At 70.7% G+C, this 13,781-nt stretch carries 13 protein-coding genes; 6 read left to right on the forward strand and 7 right to left on the reverse strand.

The genetic code is table 11. The features are described from left to right. Position 1: 1 nt before the first annotated feature. From STRCI_RS13915 to STRCI_RS13930, 4 genes are read right to left on the reverse strand one after another with little or no spacing between them, the layout of a single operon-like run. Complete coding sequence (locus tag STRCI_RS13915; RefSeq protein WP_269659247.1) at positions 2-982, reverse strand: SCO2522 family protein; 981 nt, start codon at positions 980-982, stop codon at positions 2-4. Further along, a complete protein-coding gene (locus tag STRCI_RS13920; RefSeq protein ID WP_269659248.1) occupies positions 979-1,896 on the reverse strand; it encodes an SCO2523 family variant P-loop protein in 918 nt (305 codons plus the stop codon). The genes STRCI_RS13915 and STRCI_RS13920 overlap by 4 nt, the downstream gene beginning before the upstream one ends. 4 nt (positions 1,897-1,900) lie before the next feature. Continuing rightward, on the reverse strand, positions 1,901-3,751 hold the full coding sequence (locus STRCI_RS13925) for an SCO2524 family protein (protein WP_269659249.1): 1,851 nt from the start codon (positions 3,749-3,751) through the stop codon (positions 1,901-1,903). 59 nt (positions 3,752-3,810) lie between these two features. Next, complete coding sequence (locus tag STRCI_RS13930; protein ID WP_269659251.1) at positions 3,811-4,602, reverse strand: SCO2525 family SAM-dependent methyltransferase; 792 nt, start codon at positions 4,600-4,602, stop codon at positions 3,811-3,813. 251 nt (positions 4,603-4,853) lie between these two features. Here STRCI_RS13930 and STRCI_RS13935 point away from each other — a divergent pair, with 251 nt between their 5' ends. Further along, positions 4,854-5,387 carry a GNAT family N-acetyltransferase gene (locus tag STRCI_RS13935; RefSeq protein WP_269659252.1) on the forward strand — a complete coding sequence of 178 codons (534 nt, stop codon included), beginning with the start codon at positions 4,854-4,856 and terminating at the stop codon, positions 5,385-5,387. A gap of 154 nt (positions 5,388-5,541) precedes the next feature. Then, positions 5,542-7,023 (forward strand): alpha/beta hydrolase, encoded by a 1,482-nt coding sequence (locus STRCI_RS13940; RefSeq protein ID WP_269659253.1) that lies wholly within the window; start codon positions 5,542-5,544, stop codon positions 7,021-7,023. On the opposite strand, the gene STRCI_RS13945 is transcribed toward STRCI_RS13940, so the two are convergent. Continuing rightward, the gene (locus STRCI_RS13945) at positions 7,011-8,162 is read right to left on the reverse strand and encodes an abortive phage infection protein (RefSeq protein ID WP_269659254.1); all 1,152 of its coding nucleotides are present in this window, start codon (positions 8,160-8,162) and stop codon (positions 7,011-7,013) included. The genes STRCI_RS13940 and STRCI_RS13945 overlap by 13 nt on opposite strands. A gap of 135 nt (positions 8,163-8,297) precedes the next feature. On the opposite strand from STRCI_RS13945, the gene bla reads away from it, so the two are divergent. Then, entirely contained in the window at positions 8,298-9,176 is an 879-nt protein-coding gene (bla, locus tag STRCI_RS13950) for a class A beta-lactamase (RefSeq protein ID WP_269659255.1), read from the forward strand. Here bla and STRCI_RS13955 read toward each other — a convergent pair. After that, positions 9,169-9,606, reverse strand: coding sequence for a protein-tyrosine phosphatase family protein (locus STRCI_RS13955; protein ID WP_269659256.1), 438 nt, complete (start codon positions 9,604-9,606; stop codon positions 9,169-9,171). The genes bla and STRCI_RS13955 overlap by 8 nt on opposite strands. Positions 9,607-9,687: 81 nt before the next feature. Here STRCI_RS13955 and STRCI_RS13960 point away from each other — a divergent pair, with 81 nt between their 5' ends. Both STRCI_RS13960 and STRCI_RS13965 read left to right on the forward strand, forming a co-directional pair. After that, the gene (locus STRCI_RS13960; RefSeq protein ID WP_269659257.1) at positions 9,688-10,236 is read left to right on the forward strand and encodes a SigE family RNA polymerase sigma factor; all 549 of its coding nucleotides are present in this window, start codon (positions 9,688-9,690) and stop codon (positions 10,234-10,236) included. Next, a complete protein-coding gene (locus STRCI_RS13965) occupies positions 10,229-11,143 on the forward strand; it encodes a hypothetical protein (protein WP_269659258.1) in 915 nt (304 codons plus the stop codon). Before STRCI_RS13960 ends, STRCI_RS13965 begins: the two co-directional genes overlap by 8 nt. A gap of 47 nt (positions 11,144-11,190) precedes the next feature. Here the strand turns inward: STRCI_RS13965 and STRCI_RS13970 are convergent, their stop codons facing one another. Continuing rightward, positions 11,191-11,892, reverse strand: a complete 702-nt coding sequence (locus STRCI_RS13970) for a FadR/GntR family transcriptional regulator (RefSeq protein WP_269659259.1) — start codon at positions 11,890-11,892, stop codon at positions 11,191-11,193. 253 nt (positions 11,893-12,145) lie between these two features. Here STRCI_RS13970 and STRCI_RS13975 point away from each other — a divergent pair, with 253 nt between their 5' ends. Beyond that, positions 12,146-13,777 carry an ABC transporter substrate-binding protein gene (locus STRCI_RS13975; RefSeq protein ID WP_269659260.1) on the forward strand — a complete coding sequence of 544 codons (1,632 nt, stop codon included), beginning with the start codon at positions 12,146-12,148 and terminating at the stop codon, positions 13,775-13,777. The last annotated feature ends 4 nt before the right edge of the window (positions 13,778-13,781 follow it).

Genomic DNA, 13,781 nt, shown 5'->3' on the forward strand with positions numbered 1-13,781 from the left:
CTCAACTCCCTTCGGCGGGCGGCTCGGCGGGCTCCTCGTAGAAGACGTAGGAGGCGCGCTGGGCGACCACGGCGGGGACCTCGACCCGCTCGCCGCGGGAGCGCCGGTCGATCTGCTCCAGGGCGTCGGTGTCCACGTCTATCTGGTCCAGGATCAGCCGTACGGCGTCCTCGACGGCGAGGAAGCGGTTGGGCATCAGGGTGCAGGTGCGGTACGCGCTGAACGGGTCGGCGTCCGGGTTGAGCTGGAGCAGCGGCGGCAGCCGGTCCCAGTCGTGCGGGAAGCCGTCGCCGTCCCAGGGCTTCGCGGTGAGCACGGGTTCGCCGAGGTGGCGCAGCAGACCGAGCCGGGCCAACTGCCATACGGCGGCCAGGAAGGGGCAGGACCACAGGCGCCGGCCGTCCTTGTCGGTCCACAGCTCGACGTCCATGAAGACGGAGTGGTTGCGGGCGGCGGTCTCCTGGGGCGGCTGCCAGGCGGTGACCTCGGAGAGCGCGGCGCCCCGGCCGGGGCTGCGCTGGCCGTTGGCGAGCCAGCCGGTGCGGCTGACGGGTGGGCGGGAGCCGTAGGAGCCGGGCGGCGGGGACTCCACGAGACGGTGCATGACGGACTCGGCGAGCTCGATCCGGTCGGCGACGGCGCAGCCGGACTCGCGGGCCAGGTAGTCGATGGTGAGCCCGGCCTCCTCGGCCTCCTTCAGGATCAGGGGCACGAGTTCGGCCGGGGTGGAGAAACGGCTGAAGTAGTCGTCGACGAGGAAGCAGGTGCTGATCCGGGTCCGTCCCGGGCCCGCGCGCCGGGCGGCGGAGGCACGGGCGGCCTCCACCCAGATCCGCACCTCGGCGAAGTGCTCGCCGAGCCGCTTGGGCCCGTCCTCGAAGTCCTCCATGTAGAGGTGGCCCAGCTCCAGCGAGAGATGGGACAGCGGCACCGACTGGGTGCGTGGCTCGGCGCTGGTCTCCCGGAAGACGGCCTCGCTCATGCCTGCTCCCAGTACTTGTCATCGGTGAGCCGGCCGGCCAGGTCGCTGAGCGCCTGCCAGGTCTCCATGTTGGCGATCTGGCTGTCGAGCACGTCCTCGTCGGTGATCAGCTGCTCCCGCCACTGGAGCACCGGTTCCAGCGGCACGGCGCCCAGGACCTGGCTGTAGCCGATGCCGTGGGAGGAGGCGAGCTGCTTCAGATCGCGGTCGCACTCGCGCATCCACGCCGACTGGGTGGCTGAGACCTGCGACCACAGCTGGGACTTGGGGTCGGGTACGGCGGCCCGGACGAAGCGGATCGCGCCGCGCAGGGCGTCCTCGTCGTGGCCGCGGGCGACTCCGCCGGCGACGATCCCGCGCTTGCCGAAGACCAGCCCCGCGGCGGCGGCCACATGCTGCCGGGTCCAGCGGTGGAAGATCAGCCAGCGGGCGTCCACGCCGCGCATCTCGGGCAGCGAGGTGGCCTCCAGCACCATGTCGACGGCGTAGGAGCGGCCCGCGCTGAGGTCGACGATGATCAGGTCGAACTCGGAGTTGAGCCGCAGCAGCAGGTCCACGCAGCGGCGGAGGTTGTCGTCGTCGGTGGCGAACTCGCCGCCGCTGAGGTCGCCGGGCATCAGCACCAGCCGGCCGGAGCCGGGCGGCCGGTTGCGCAGCACGCGGTGCTCGGTGTCCGACCAGACGTCGACCCGGACCGGCTCGCCGACCTCGCCGATGAGGTAGGAGTGCAGCCCGCGGTCCTCGGCGGCCTGGCGGGCGTCGGGCACGTCGAAGACGGCGGTGGCGGTGGGCGAGCCGAAGTCGAAGTCCAGATAGCAGACGTCGTCCCCGGCCAGCGAGCGGTGATAGGCCAGGTTGGCGCTGGTGACGGAACGGCCCGTGCCTCCCTTGTCGGAGGCCGCGAAGATCAGCACGGGGTCACACTCCCTGCGCCGCTGCCTCGCGCGCCCGGCCGAGGGCGTCGAGCTGTCCGAGGACGTCGAGGGCGAGCGAGTAGGAGGTGCCGGGCTGTTCGTCCACCAGGGCGCGGGCGCGGCGCAGTTTGACCTCGATGTTGCGCAGCGTCATGCCGTGCCGACCGTCGTCCTTGGGCGCGGGTTCCATCTGTTCGTTGCCGAGGAGATGGGCGGCCTCGGAGAGCAACGCCTTGGCCAGCTCGATCAGTTCGAGGCTGCGGATCGGCGGCTGCTGGTACATCTGGTGGGCCTGCACCATCACCTCGGTGACCCGCTCGGTGATGCTCCAGGAGACCGGTACGCGCCGCTTGGTGATGTCGGCCTCGGGGTAGGCGGCGTGGACGTTGTCCCACAGTCCGGCGCCTTCGCCCTCGCGGATCCGGCGGCGCCACATGTGGTCGAAGATGGACTCGGCGAGCCCGAGCAGCCGGTCGTGCGAGGCCAGGTTGCGGGAGAGCGTGCACAGTTGGACGGTCCGCTTCAGCAGCTGCGCGGAGAAGTCGGTCATGGACCAGGTCATCGGCGGCCCGATCCGCTCACTGCCCTGGAGGGGCAGCGCGACACCCACGTTGTGCAGGGTGTGGACCATGGGGTCGTCCATCGTCATCCGGCTGGTGATACGGCCGCGTTCGGCGAGCCGCTCCATGACGGTGACCGTGCGGTTGAGGTCGTCGTCGGTGGCCCGGCGGCGCATCAGGTCGTGCACGAGGATGGCCGCGACGGAGAGGGAGAAGTACTCGGATTCCAGGCGCTGTCCGGTGGTGCGCCAGGGGATGTCCTCCAGGGGCCAGCGCTCGGCGTCGAAGCGGGCGATGCGGGACCAGTACTGCTGGGTCAGTTCCCAGCGCAGGCGCAGCGCCTCGGCGAGCTTCTGCTGTTCGGAGTTGAGCAGGCCCAGGGTGAGGGTGCGGTCGGAGAACAGGTCCTGGATGCCGTCGAGGGCGACCACGGTGAAGTACAGGTACGGCACCGGGTTGGCGACGCCCTCGGGCTGCGGTCCGACGGGGTCGTCGGTCTCGACCTCGGGGGCGTCCTTGACCAGGGACCAGGCCCAGCCGCACTCGAAGAGCTGGCTCTCGTCCTTCAGGCCCTCCTGGACGTCGATACCGAGCTGGAGGCTCTCGACGATCGCGGCCCGCAGCGGCCGGAAGCGGTCCTGGAACTTCTTCAGCACCTGCCGCTGCGACAGCCGTCCCTGGCCGAGGAGTTCGGAGAGGGTCTGGCCCTGGGGGGCCTCGGTGTCGAAGACGTTGACGGTGAAGGAACGCAGCAGGCCGACCATGGCCGCGGTGAGCCGGGTGCTGGTGGCGGAGCGCAGCTCGGCGATGGTCTCGCGGATGTCCGTGCGCCGGGTCTTGTTCTCGTAGACCTTGAGGAAGCCGAGGGTGGCCAGGCACAGGGTGATGGACATCGAGAAGGAGTCGACGACGTCGACCTGGCGCTGCTCCTCGGTGAGTTCCTTGGTCTGGTCGCGGGAGCCGAAGTAGTAGCCCCCCGCGAAGGTGGGGCGCTTGTCCTCACCGGTATGGGCGCGCATGAACTCGGCGGCGGCCGTGACGAGGTTGGCCGGAATGTCCAGCCGTCCGCCGGCCTTCTTCAGCACTTGCTGGACGTCGTCCTGGGTGGTGTCCGGATCGTCCAGCCGGAAGGCGGGAATCTCGGTCGCCGGATAGAGCAGGCAGAGCAGCCGCTCCGCGTCGGCGACACTGCTCTCGCCGCCCCATTGGCCCCAGTTCCACCCGCCGCCCTCGAACGAGTGACGCCCCATCGCCTGCCAGATGTCCAGCAGATGCTGGCGTGGCTTGATCTGCATCCCATGCCCCTCACACAGGCCGCACTGCCATCGATTGAGGAAAAATCCCTCTTGTGTTGTCAGCCCAGCGGCGGAATACGGGAATCCGAATTCCGCCTGCCGTAGGCGACGATCATTCCGGAATACCCGTCACGCACGGCGGCGGAGGATTTCAGACGCACGGTCCTGAAGTCGCGGGTGAATCGCGAAAGGCTCGCGGAGACCTCGTCGATCCCCACATCGCAGGCCGGGAAGAATTGCTCACCCGCGTGATAACCCTTGGAATGCTCCATGAAGGCCGCGGCGAAGGGCGCGCCCGGGGCCAGGGCCCGCAGGAAGCACTCCACGCCCCGGTCGAACTCCGTGTGCGAGGAGGTCATCGACTCGGCGACGAAGAACATGGTCCCCATCGACCAGCGGCCCTCGTGCTGGACGAGGTCGAAGAGGTTGCCCGCCTCGACGCCGACGACGTCACGGAACCGGGCCCGCGGGTCCATGTCCAGGGCGCCGTAGGCCTCGTTCTTGCACAGCACACGCCAGAACTGGTCCCAGTTGCCGTCGTAGGCGGCGACCTGGGACCTCAGATAGCGGACATTGGCGGAGGAGTGCTCGAAAAGGGTGATCTCGTCGCACCAGGGCAGCATCGCGAGTGCGGGGTAGAGGTTCGCGCCGGCCCCGACGTCGATGCCCGTGACCGGACGGCCGCCACGCCTCGGGAAATGATCGCCGAAATGATCCCTGATGATGGACAGGATCTCCGCGTCCTCTGCCTGTAAGTCGCGGTAATTATGATCTACGTAGGCGATCGGGTCGAATGCTGCCCAGGTGACGTCCGCATTCAACTGGGCATCCCCCGAGGATCTCAAGGTCATTCACCAAAGGTACCAACGCCGGGGGCGCGATGGATCCCCCCTGACAAAACAGGAGCTCCGAAGGGGCGCATCGGGGGCGCACGGACGCAATGGATTCTCGCGACCTGATCCGGCCTTGAACGGCCGGATTGTCCCGCTCAAGATGGTCGGAACTCTGCCGAACACACCCGAAAGGCAGACACTTCGCGTCCCACTCGTACCACCCGTACGGGTGTCAACGCGCAATTGACCCGGACCCGCAGGGGGGCGGTATGGCGGCACTTCCAGAGGAACGTTTCCCTTCACACGGTGGCCGCACCGGTCACACCTACCTCCACGACCGGGCGTTCCTCGACCGGCCGCTGACGATGAGAGGCGTCACCGAGGCCGATCTGCCCGAACTCGTCCGCGTCGACCGCGAGGCGTTCCCCGAGGAGCCCTACCCCTACTTCGTACTGCGCCAGTTGTACGACGTCCATGGCGACCGGCTGCTGGTCCTGGACGACGGCGAGCGGCTGCACGGCTATGTGCTCTTCCCGGCCGGCTCGGACGGCCGCCAGTGCTGGATCATGAGCCTGGGCGTCACCCGGGACCAGCGGGGCCGGGGGCTGGGCCGGCGGCTGATGCTGGAGGTGCTGCGCCGGCTGCGCACCGAGCGCGTACGCGAGGTCCGGCTGACGGTCGAGCCGACGAACGCCGCCGCGATCATGCTGTACCGGTCGATCGGGTTCTCCTCCGAGGAGGGGGTGAGCCGGGACTACTTCGGGCCCGGCGAGGACCGGCTGGTGATGACGCTGAACCTGTGACCCGGCTGAATCTGTGACCCGGCTGAACCTGTGGCCCGGCTGAACCTGTGACCCGGAGGGGTCACCCCCAGTCGGAGGATGGGGGTAATCCCCCTGGAACATAGGGCCGTTACCCGGATGTGACGGAGCGTCATGATCCGCGAGGCTGCTGTGCATGAAGCAGCTCACGAGAAGTGCCGCCCTGATCGCCGCGACCGGTGTCGTCCTCGGTCTCGCCCTGCCCGCCGGTGCGTCCGACAGTGACGGCCGGGCCGAGGGTCTGAAGTGGAGCAAGTGCGAGGGCGAAGGGCTCGACGAACGGCAGCAGTGCGCGACGGTCTCCGTGCCGATGGACTACTCCGAGCCCGACGGCCCGAAGATCGACATCGCCATCTCCCGTATCCCCAGCGAGAATCCCGCCGCACGCCGGGGCGCCCTGCTGATGATCCCCGGCGGCCCCGGCGGCGACAGCCTCGGCGACCCCTCGGGCAAGGGGCAGGACCTGCCCCGGAAGGTGCGGGAGGCCTACGACCTGATCGGGTTCGCCCCGCGCGGGATGGCCCCTTCCACCGCCGTCTCCTGCGGCGTGGAGACCGGCGACCTCGCCGCCAGCACCCTGCGGCCCTGGCCCGCCGAGGACGGCTCGATCACCCGGAACATGGCCGCCGCGCGGCGCATGTCCGACGCCTGCGCCGAGAACGGCGGCGAGCTGATCAAGCACCTCAGCACCGCCAACGAGGCCCGTGACATCGACAGCGTCCGGGCCGCGCTCGGCGAGCGGAAGCTGTCGGCGTGGGGGGTGTCGTACGGCACGTATGTCGGCGCCGTCTACTCCCAGCTGTTCCCGCACCGCACCGACCGGATCGTGCTGGACAGCAACAACAACCCCGACCACGTCCGGGTGGTGCGCGCCTGGCTGGCCGCGTTCGAGCAGGGCACCGAGGACGTCTTCGCGGAGTTCGCCAAGTGGGCGTCCCGGCCCGGCAACCCGGACCGGGTGGCCCGTACGCCGCAGGAGGTCCGCGCGCGGTTCCTGGACCTCGCCGCCCGCCTCGACCGCGAGCCGCTGCCCCGGCCCGGCGCCAACCCACCCGTGCTGAACGGCAACGAGCTGCGCCAGGAGATGCTCTCGGCCATGTACGACCCGGACTCCTTCCCCGGCCTCGCCCGGCTGATCCGGTCCGTGGAGCAGGGCACGGTGCCGCCCGCGCCGCCGTCCCCGCCCGAGGAGGTGCTCCAGAACTACGTCGGCGTCGGTGCCGGGACCATCTGCAACGACTCCGCCTGGCCGAGGGACGCCGCCGTGTACCAGAAGGACGTCACCGAGAGCCGGGCCGAGTACCCGCTGACGGCGGGCATGCCGCGCAACGCGATGCTGTGCGCGGCCTGGCCCTTCCCGCCGAAGGAGGCGCCGGTGAGGATCACCGACCGGGGTCCGTCCAACATCCTGCTCGTCCAGAACGAGCGCGACCCCGCCACCCCGCTCAGCGGCGCCCGGAAGCTGCGTGCGGCGCTCGGCGATCGGGCGGTCATGGTGGTCAACGACGCCACGGGCCACGACGCCTATCTCGCCAACGGCACCAAGTGCGGCGACCGGCTGGTCTCCCGGTTCCTGGCGACGGGTGAGCGGCCTGAGAAGGACGTCTACTGCGAGTGAGGGCGCCCGGACCTGGCGCAGCCGTATCGGCGGGCCAGGGCGTGGTACGCCTCCTTCGGCTCCCAGTGCCAGTCCGAACGGGGGTCGTCGGGGCGGTCCTTGATCGCCTTGGTGATGCCGTAGCTCGCCAGGTCCAGGTCGTGGCGGGGGCTGTCGGGGCGGTGCGGGGCGTCCGCCGTGACGAACTCGAACGCCATGGCCGCGTACAGCCCCATCGATTCGAAGACGTCGACCAGGCCGGTCAGGTGGTCGGCCTGGGTGCGTTCGCTGCGGATCAGGTCCCCCTTGATCTCCGGCGGGTTCTTGTCGTAGTCGACGATGTCCCAGCCCATGCCGCCCGCCTCGGGCGCGCCGAGATAGGTACAGGTGCCGAACTCGGTGATGGCGAGCGGCTTGCCGAAGCGCTGATAGGTCCTCAGCTCGCGGACGTGGTCCGCCGGGTCGGCGTGGGCGGAGTAGTAGTCGATGCCGACGATGTCGAACAGGTTCCAGTCGACCTTGTCCTCCTGGGCGGCGGCGTAGCTCAGGCGGCCGTGGAAGACGGACCGGCCGACGGCGGCGGCTCTGGCGGTGAAGCGGTCCAGGCGGCGCTGCATCCTCTCCCAGTCGACGGTGCCGTTCAGGAGGTTCTCGATCCGCTCCATGACGTTGTCGCCCGGCACGATCCCCGGCACGAACAGCCAGAACTCGCAGCCCACGCTGAAGTCGACACTCGCGCCCTGGCGGCGCAGGTGCTCGGCGTGGCGGCCGGTCTGGGCGATGTGGTCGAGGATGTCCCGCTCGGGGGCGTCGCCGAGGGTCGGCTGGAGCCAGACCCGCAGTCCACGCTCGGCGGCCTCGGTGGCGGTGGAGTTGAGACGCTCGACCCCGTCGCCGGTGACGTCCACGGTGTCGGCGTGCAGCTCGTCCCGGATCGCGGTGAGGTCGGCGCGCATCCGTGCCTTGCTGAAGGCGGTGCCCGGGGTCTCCCCCGCGCCGACGGTGTAGACGACGCCCCGGTGCCGCAGCCCACGGCGGCCGCCCCCGGTGGCCCCCGCGGCGCCCGCCGGGAGCAGCGCCCCCGCGACACCGGCGGCGCCGAGGGCCGCGGCCCCGGTCAGGAAACGCGCCCTGCTGATCCCCTGCTCGGTGTTCTCCATGCCCCAACTGTGGCGAGCGGGCGGTGGGGGCGTCTGTCGGCCGATGGTCTACGGCGCGGCAACCAAGGTATGAGGACGCGCGTCGGTAACTGAAGAGATCGTTCTGCCGCAGTACGACCAAAGGAGACCCAGCCCGTGAGCTTCACCCCGAGCCGCCGCACCGTCTTAGCGACCGCCGCCGCCCTGGCCGTGACCGCCACCCCGGCCGCCGCCGCCGACCGCACCGGCGCCACCGCACGACTGCGCGCCCTGGAGGAGGAACACGGCGGCCGGCTGGGCGTGTTCGCCCACAACCTCGCCACCCGGCGGACCGTCCGCCACCGCGCCGACGAGCTCTTCCCGATGTGCTCCCTGTTCAAGACGCTCGCGGCCGCCGCCGTCCTGCGCGACCTTGACCGCGACGGCGAGGTGCTGAACAGCCGGCTGCACTACACCGAGGCGGACCTGGTGGCACCGGTCCCGGACGTCATCCGGGAGCATCTGTCGGACGGGATGACGGTCGCCGCGCTCGCGGAGCTGGCCATCACCCACAGCGACAACACCGCGGGCAACCTCCTGCTGCGCGAACTCGGCGGCCCCACCGCGATCACCCGCTTCGCCCGCTCCCTCGGCGACCGGGTCACCCGCCTGGACCGCTGGGAGCCGGAGCTCAACACCGCCGAGCCCTGGCGGGTCACGGACACCACCAGCCCCGCCGCGATCGGCCGTACCTACGCCCGGCTGGTCCTCGGCGACGCCCTGAACCCCCGGGACCGCGAGCTGCTCACCGAGTGGCTGCTGCGCAACACCACCTCCGCCGCCCGCTTCCGCGCGGGCCTGCCCCCGGCCTGGACACTGGGCGACAAGACCGGCTCCGGCTCCTACGGCACCGCCAACGACGTCGGCGTCGCCTGGACCGAGACCGGCGCCCCGATCGTCCTGTCCGTGCTGACCACCAAGCCCGAGCAGAACGCGGCCTGGGACAACGCCCTGGTCGCCAAGACGGCGAGGGTGCTGGCCGAGACCCTCAGCTGAACCGTCGCACGTACCGCCGCTGCCACGGCGTCTCCACCGCGCGACGGTCGTAGTGGCGGCGGACGTACGCGACGGCCTCCTCGGCCGGCACCCCGTCCAGGACCGCGAGACAGGCCAGCGCCGTCCCCGTGCGGCCGCGTCCGCCGCCGCAGGCGACCTCGACGCGCTGGTCGGCGGCCCGTTGCCAGGCTTCGGCCAGCACGTCGCGGGCCCGCTCGCGGTCGGCCGGGAGCCGGAAGTCGGGCCAGCGGATCCAGTCGAAGTCCCAGGGGAACGAGGGCGGTTGCCGCCCCAGGAGATAGACGCCGTACGCCGGAAGAGGCCCGTCCGCGGGATGCGGGCGGAGCAGGCCGCGGCCCCGGACCAGGCGCCCCGAGGGGAGCCGGAGTACGCCGGACGCTCCCTCGTCCCACTCTTCGTCGTCTGTCATGGAGTCATTCGAACCCGGTCTCGGCAGCCGGGCAACCGAATCCGTGCGGATGGTGGTCTGGAGGGCGAGGGAGGGTGCTTGATGCAGGTCGAACCAGAAGACCGGTTCCAGGAGTTCGTCAGAGCGCGGTGGTCCCATCTCGTGCGGACCGCCTATCTGCTCACGGGCGACGCGCACCACGCGGAGGATCTGACGCAGACGGCGCTGGCGAAGGCGTACCGGTCCTGGCGGCGGGTGGCGCGCAGCGACAACCCGGAGGCGTACGTCCGGCGGATGCTGGTCAGCTGCAACAGCGACCGGTTCCGCAAGCGGCGGGTGCGCGAGGCGCTGACCGCGGCGCCGCCGGAGCGGGCGGGCCGGGACGAGGCGTACGCCTGGGCCGACGCGCGCAGCGCGCTGCTGCCCGCGCTGGCCGAACTGCCGCCCCGGCAGCGGGCGGTGGTGGTCCTGCGCTACTGGGAGGACCTGTCCGAGGCGGAGGTCGCCGACACGCTCGGCTGTTCGCCCGGCACGGTCAAGAGCCAGGCGTCCAAGGGACTGGCGAAGCTGCGCGCGCATCCGGGGCTCGCGCGGGTGTTGGGCGGGACCGAGCACAGCCATGCGTCGACGAGGGGAGCCATGGATGAGTGACGAGGAGCAGGAGCGGGACCTGGAGGAGCGGCTGCGTGAGCTGCTCGCCGAGGACGCGTACACGATCCGGCCGGCGCCCGCGCCGTATCCGGAGATCCGCCGCCGGGGCGTGGCCGAGCGACGGCGCCGGGCGGCGGCGGCCGGGGCGGTGCTGGTGACGCTGGCCGCGCTGCCGGTGGGGGCGTACGCGGTGACCGGCAACGACGGCGGCGGCTCGACCACCGCCACGTCACCGACCCCGTCGGTCAGCGCCACGCGCTCCCCGGCGCCCTCGCCGACCCCGTCGGGGCCCGCGCGCCCCGCGACGGAGGGTCAGCTCCTGGACGGGATCACGTTCGAGCAGGCGGCGGACGCGCTGGACCAGTGCCTCGCCTACGACGAGCAGCACAGCCTCGGCCCGCGGGACACGGATCTCGGCCCGGCGGACAGCTACCGGATCATCCTGGCGATGAACAGCACCGGCGACTCCAACGCGCCCGGTGACGGCATGTACGTCGTCGCGGTGAAGAAGGACGACGAGCACAGCACGCGGCTGATCTGCAACATCCGCGAGGGTGAGGCCCAGGGCCTGAACATCAGCAGCGGCGCCCCCGATCCGGGCTCCCCCGTGGTCGTGCCGGACATCAACGGCGGCAAGCTGTACCAGCAGTCCTTCCTGGACCGAGGCAACTGGAAACTGCCCTTCCGCTGGGGTGTGATCGGCACCTTCGACCCCTCGGTCGCCAAGATCACCGTCAGCTACGGCGCCACGACCAGCCGCGCCGACCTGGACCACGGCTGGTTCGTCGCCTCCGGCGTCCTGGAGCGACAGGTCACCGCGGCCCCCCGGATCAAGGGCTACGACGCCGGCGGCAACCTCGTCTACGACTCCGACGAGGACACGTCGTACCAGAAGACGCTGCCGTAGCAGAACGGCCGGAGAGGGGGTGCCGTACAGGGGTCGGCGCCCCCTCCTCACGCGTCCGGCGCGGTCCGGGCCTCGATCCCGTGGAAGTGGACCGCCATCGCCCGCTGCGCCCCCTCGATGTCACGGGCGCGCAGGGCGTCCACGATGTCGCGGTGGCGGCGGACGGTGACGTCCGGGGCGGGCTGGCCGGGGCGGCCGAGGGCGCCGGAGACCCGGCGGAAGACCGTCCAGAAGGCGCCGAGGAGCTGCGGCACCAGGGCGTTGCCGAGCGAGGCGTAGAGCAACTCGTGGAATTCACGGTCGAGTTCGTCGAAGGGAAGACCCGCGCGGCCCGCCTCGTCCATCCGGTCGACGACCTTCTCAAGACGGTCAAGATCGGGCTCGGTGAGCGTCGTCGCCACCCGCCGGATCAGCCCCTCCTCCAGCACCTCCCGGATCTGGAGGATCTCGGCGAGCGCCCCGGTGTCCCGGTCGTGCCGGGCGAGCGCGCGGAAGGTCAGCCCGTCGACGAGCGGGGTCAGTGAGGCGTGCCCGACATAGGTGCCGTAGCCGTGCCGGATCTCCACGATGTCCAGCGCCTGGAGTGCCTTGAGCGCCTCGCGCACGGAGTTGCGGCTCACTTTGAGGTCCGCCATCAGCTCCGCCTCGGTGGGCAGCGGCGCGCCGGGCCTGAGCCCGCGGTCGAGGATCAGCTGGACCACCGCGCGGCGTATGCGACTGTTCCCGGTCTCCCCGGCCATGCGCGGCATCGTACGCGCCCCGGACGTCCCACGTCCCACCTCCGGTGACAAGCAGGTCCAACTCCTGCCTTTTCGCACCGCCATTGGTCCGACCTGTGGCGGAATAGGCCATTCGTGTGTGATGCCTTGACCGCCCCCATCGCCCCTCCTATGGTCGCGGCTGACTGTCAGGACGTAGGACGTCGTATCTCCCCCTCTTTCTCTCCCCCTCTCCGCCTCTCCGTCGTATCCCCTCCCCCCACCCCTTCCTTCTGGAGGAACCGTGCGCGACGTGACCCACGACGTGCCGGCGCTCGGTCGCCGGGCCTTCCTGAAGCACTCCGGCGCGCTGGGCGCGGCCGCCGCCGTCTCCGCGTCCCTGGCGGCCTGCTCGGCCGGGCCGGAGTCCACCAACGACACCGGCGGCGGGGCGGGCGGCCCGAACCGCACGCTGACCGCGGTCATCGGCTACGGCAACGACGGCAGCTGGGATCCGACGCAGACCGCGTCGGCCTTCTGCATGGCCGCCAACAACCACATCTACGAGGGCCTGCTGGACACCGACCCCATCTCCCGGGAGCCGTACGCGGCCCTCGCCACCCAGGTACCGGCCGACCCGAACGCCACGACCTGGCGGTTCGCGCTGCGGGAGGGCGCCACCTTCCACGACGGCAAGCCGGTCACCGCCGACGACGTGGTGTTCGTCTTCGACCGGATCCTCGATCCGAAGACCCAGACCCTCACCAAGGGCTTCTTCGCGCCCTGGCTGAAGGAGGTCCGCAGGACCGGCCCCCGCGAGGTCGAACTGATGCTCAAGTTCCCCTTCCCGGACGGGCTTTCCCGGCTCACCCTGGCCAAGGTCATGCCCAGGCACGTGTTCTCCCGGCCGGGCGGCTGGGAGGACGCCATCAGGGGCACCGCGATCGGCTCGGGCCCGTACCGGCAGACCGCGCACCACCCGAAGTCCAACACCACCTTCGAGGCGTACGCCGGCTACAACGGGCCGCGCCGGGCCGCCTTCAAGAAGATGAACTGGCTGACGATCGTGGACGCGGCCCCGCGGGTCGCCCGGATCTCGGGGGCGAGCGCCGGGGCGCAGATCTCCGACAACATCCCGTACGCCAACATCGGGCAGCTGGAGAGCGGCGGGCTGACGGTGGCGGGCGGGGCCGGGATGAACAACCTGTTCCTGATGTTCAACACCGGGCACAAGCCCTTCGACGACGTACGGGTGCGGCAGGCGCTGCACTACGCCATCGACACCGAGAAGATGGTCGAGGTCGCCCTCAAGGGGCACGGCACCCCGTCCAGTTCCTTCCTGAACGAGGCCAACCCTGCCTACCGGCGCGCCAGGACGGTCTACGACCACGACCCGGACCGGGCGAAGGCGCTGCTGAAGGCGGCCGGGGTCAGCGGGCTGAAGATCGACATCCTGGCGGTGAACGTCAGCTGGATCGTGGACTGTCTGCCGACGATCAAGGCCTCCTGGGACGCGATCGGCGTGCGCACGACGCTGTCCCCGCAGGAGACGACGGCCGTCTTCACCAAGATGGACCAGAAGCAGGACTACCAGGTCGTCGCCGCCGCCTCGAACCCCAACCAGTTCGGCCTCGACGCCGACCTGATCATGCATTACAACTACGGGCCCGCCAACCTGTGGATGCAGTACACCCGTTGGGCCGGCGATCCGGTCGCACGGCAGCTCTTCAAGGACATGGACCGGGCGACCCGGGAGCCGGACCCGGACCGCAAGAAGGCGATGATCCAGGACTACGTCGACGTCGTCGCCGAGCAGGCCGTGCTCTACCCGGTCGTCCACAACGAGCTGATGACCGCCTGGGACGACCGGCTGCTCACCGGCATAAGGGCACAGCCGTACCCCGGCATCAACCTGCTCCAGGCGAAGTGGGCCTAGCGGG

Origin of the sequence: Streptomyces cinnabarinus, from assembly GCF_027270315.1 — a bacterium.
GTDB classification, from domain to species: Bacteria; Actinomycetota; Actinomycetes; order Streptomycetales; family Streptomycetaceae; genus Streptomyces; species Streptomyces cinnabarinus.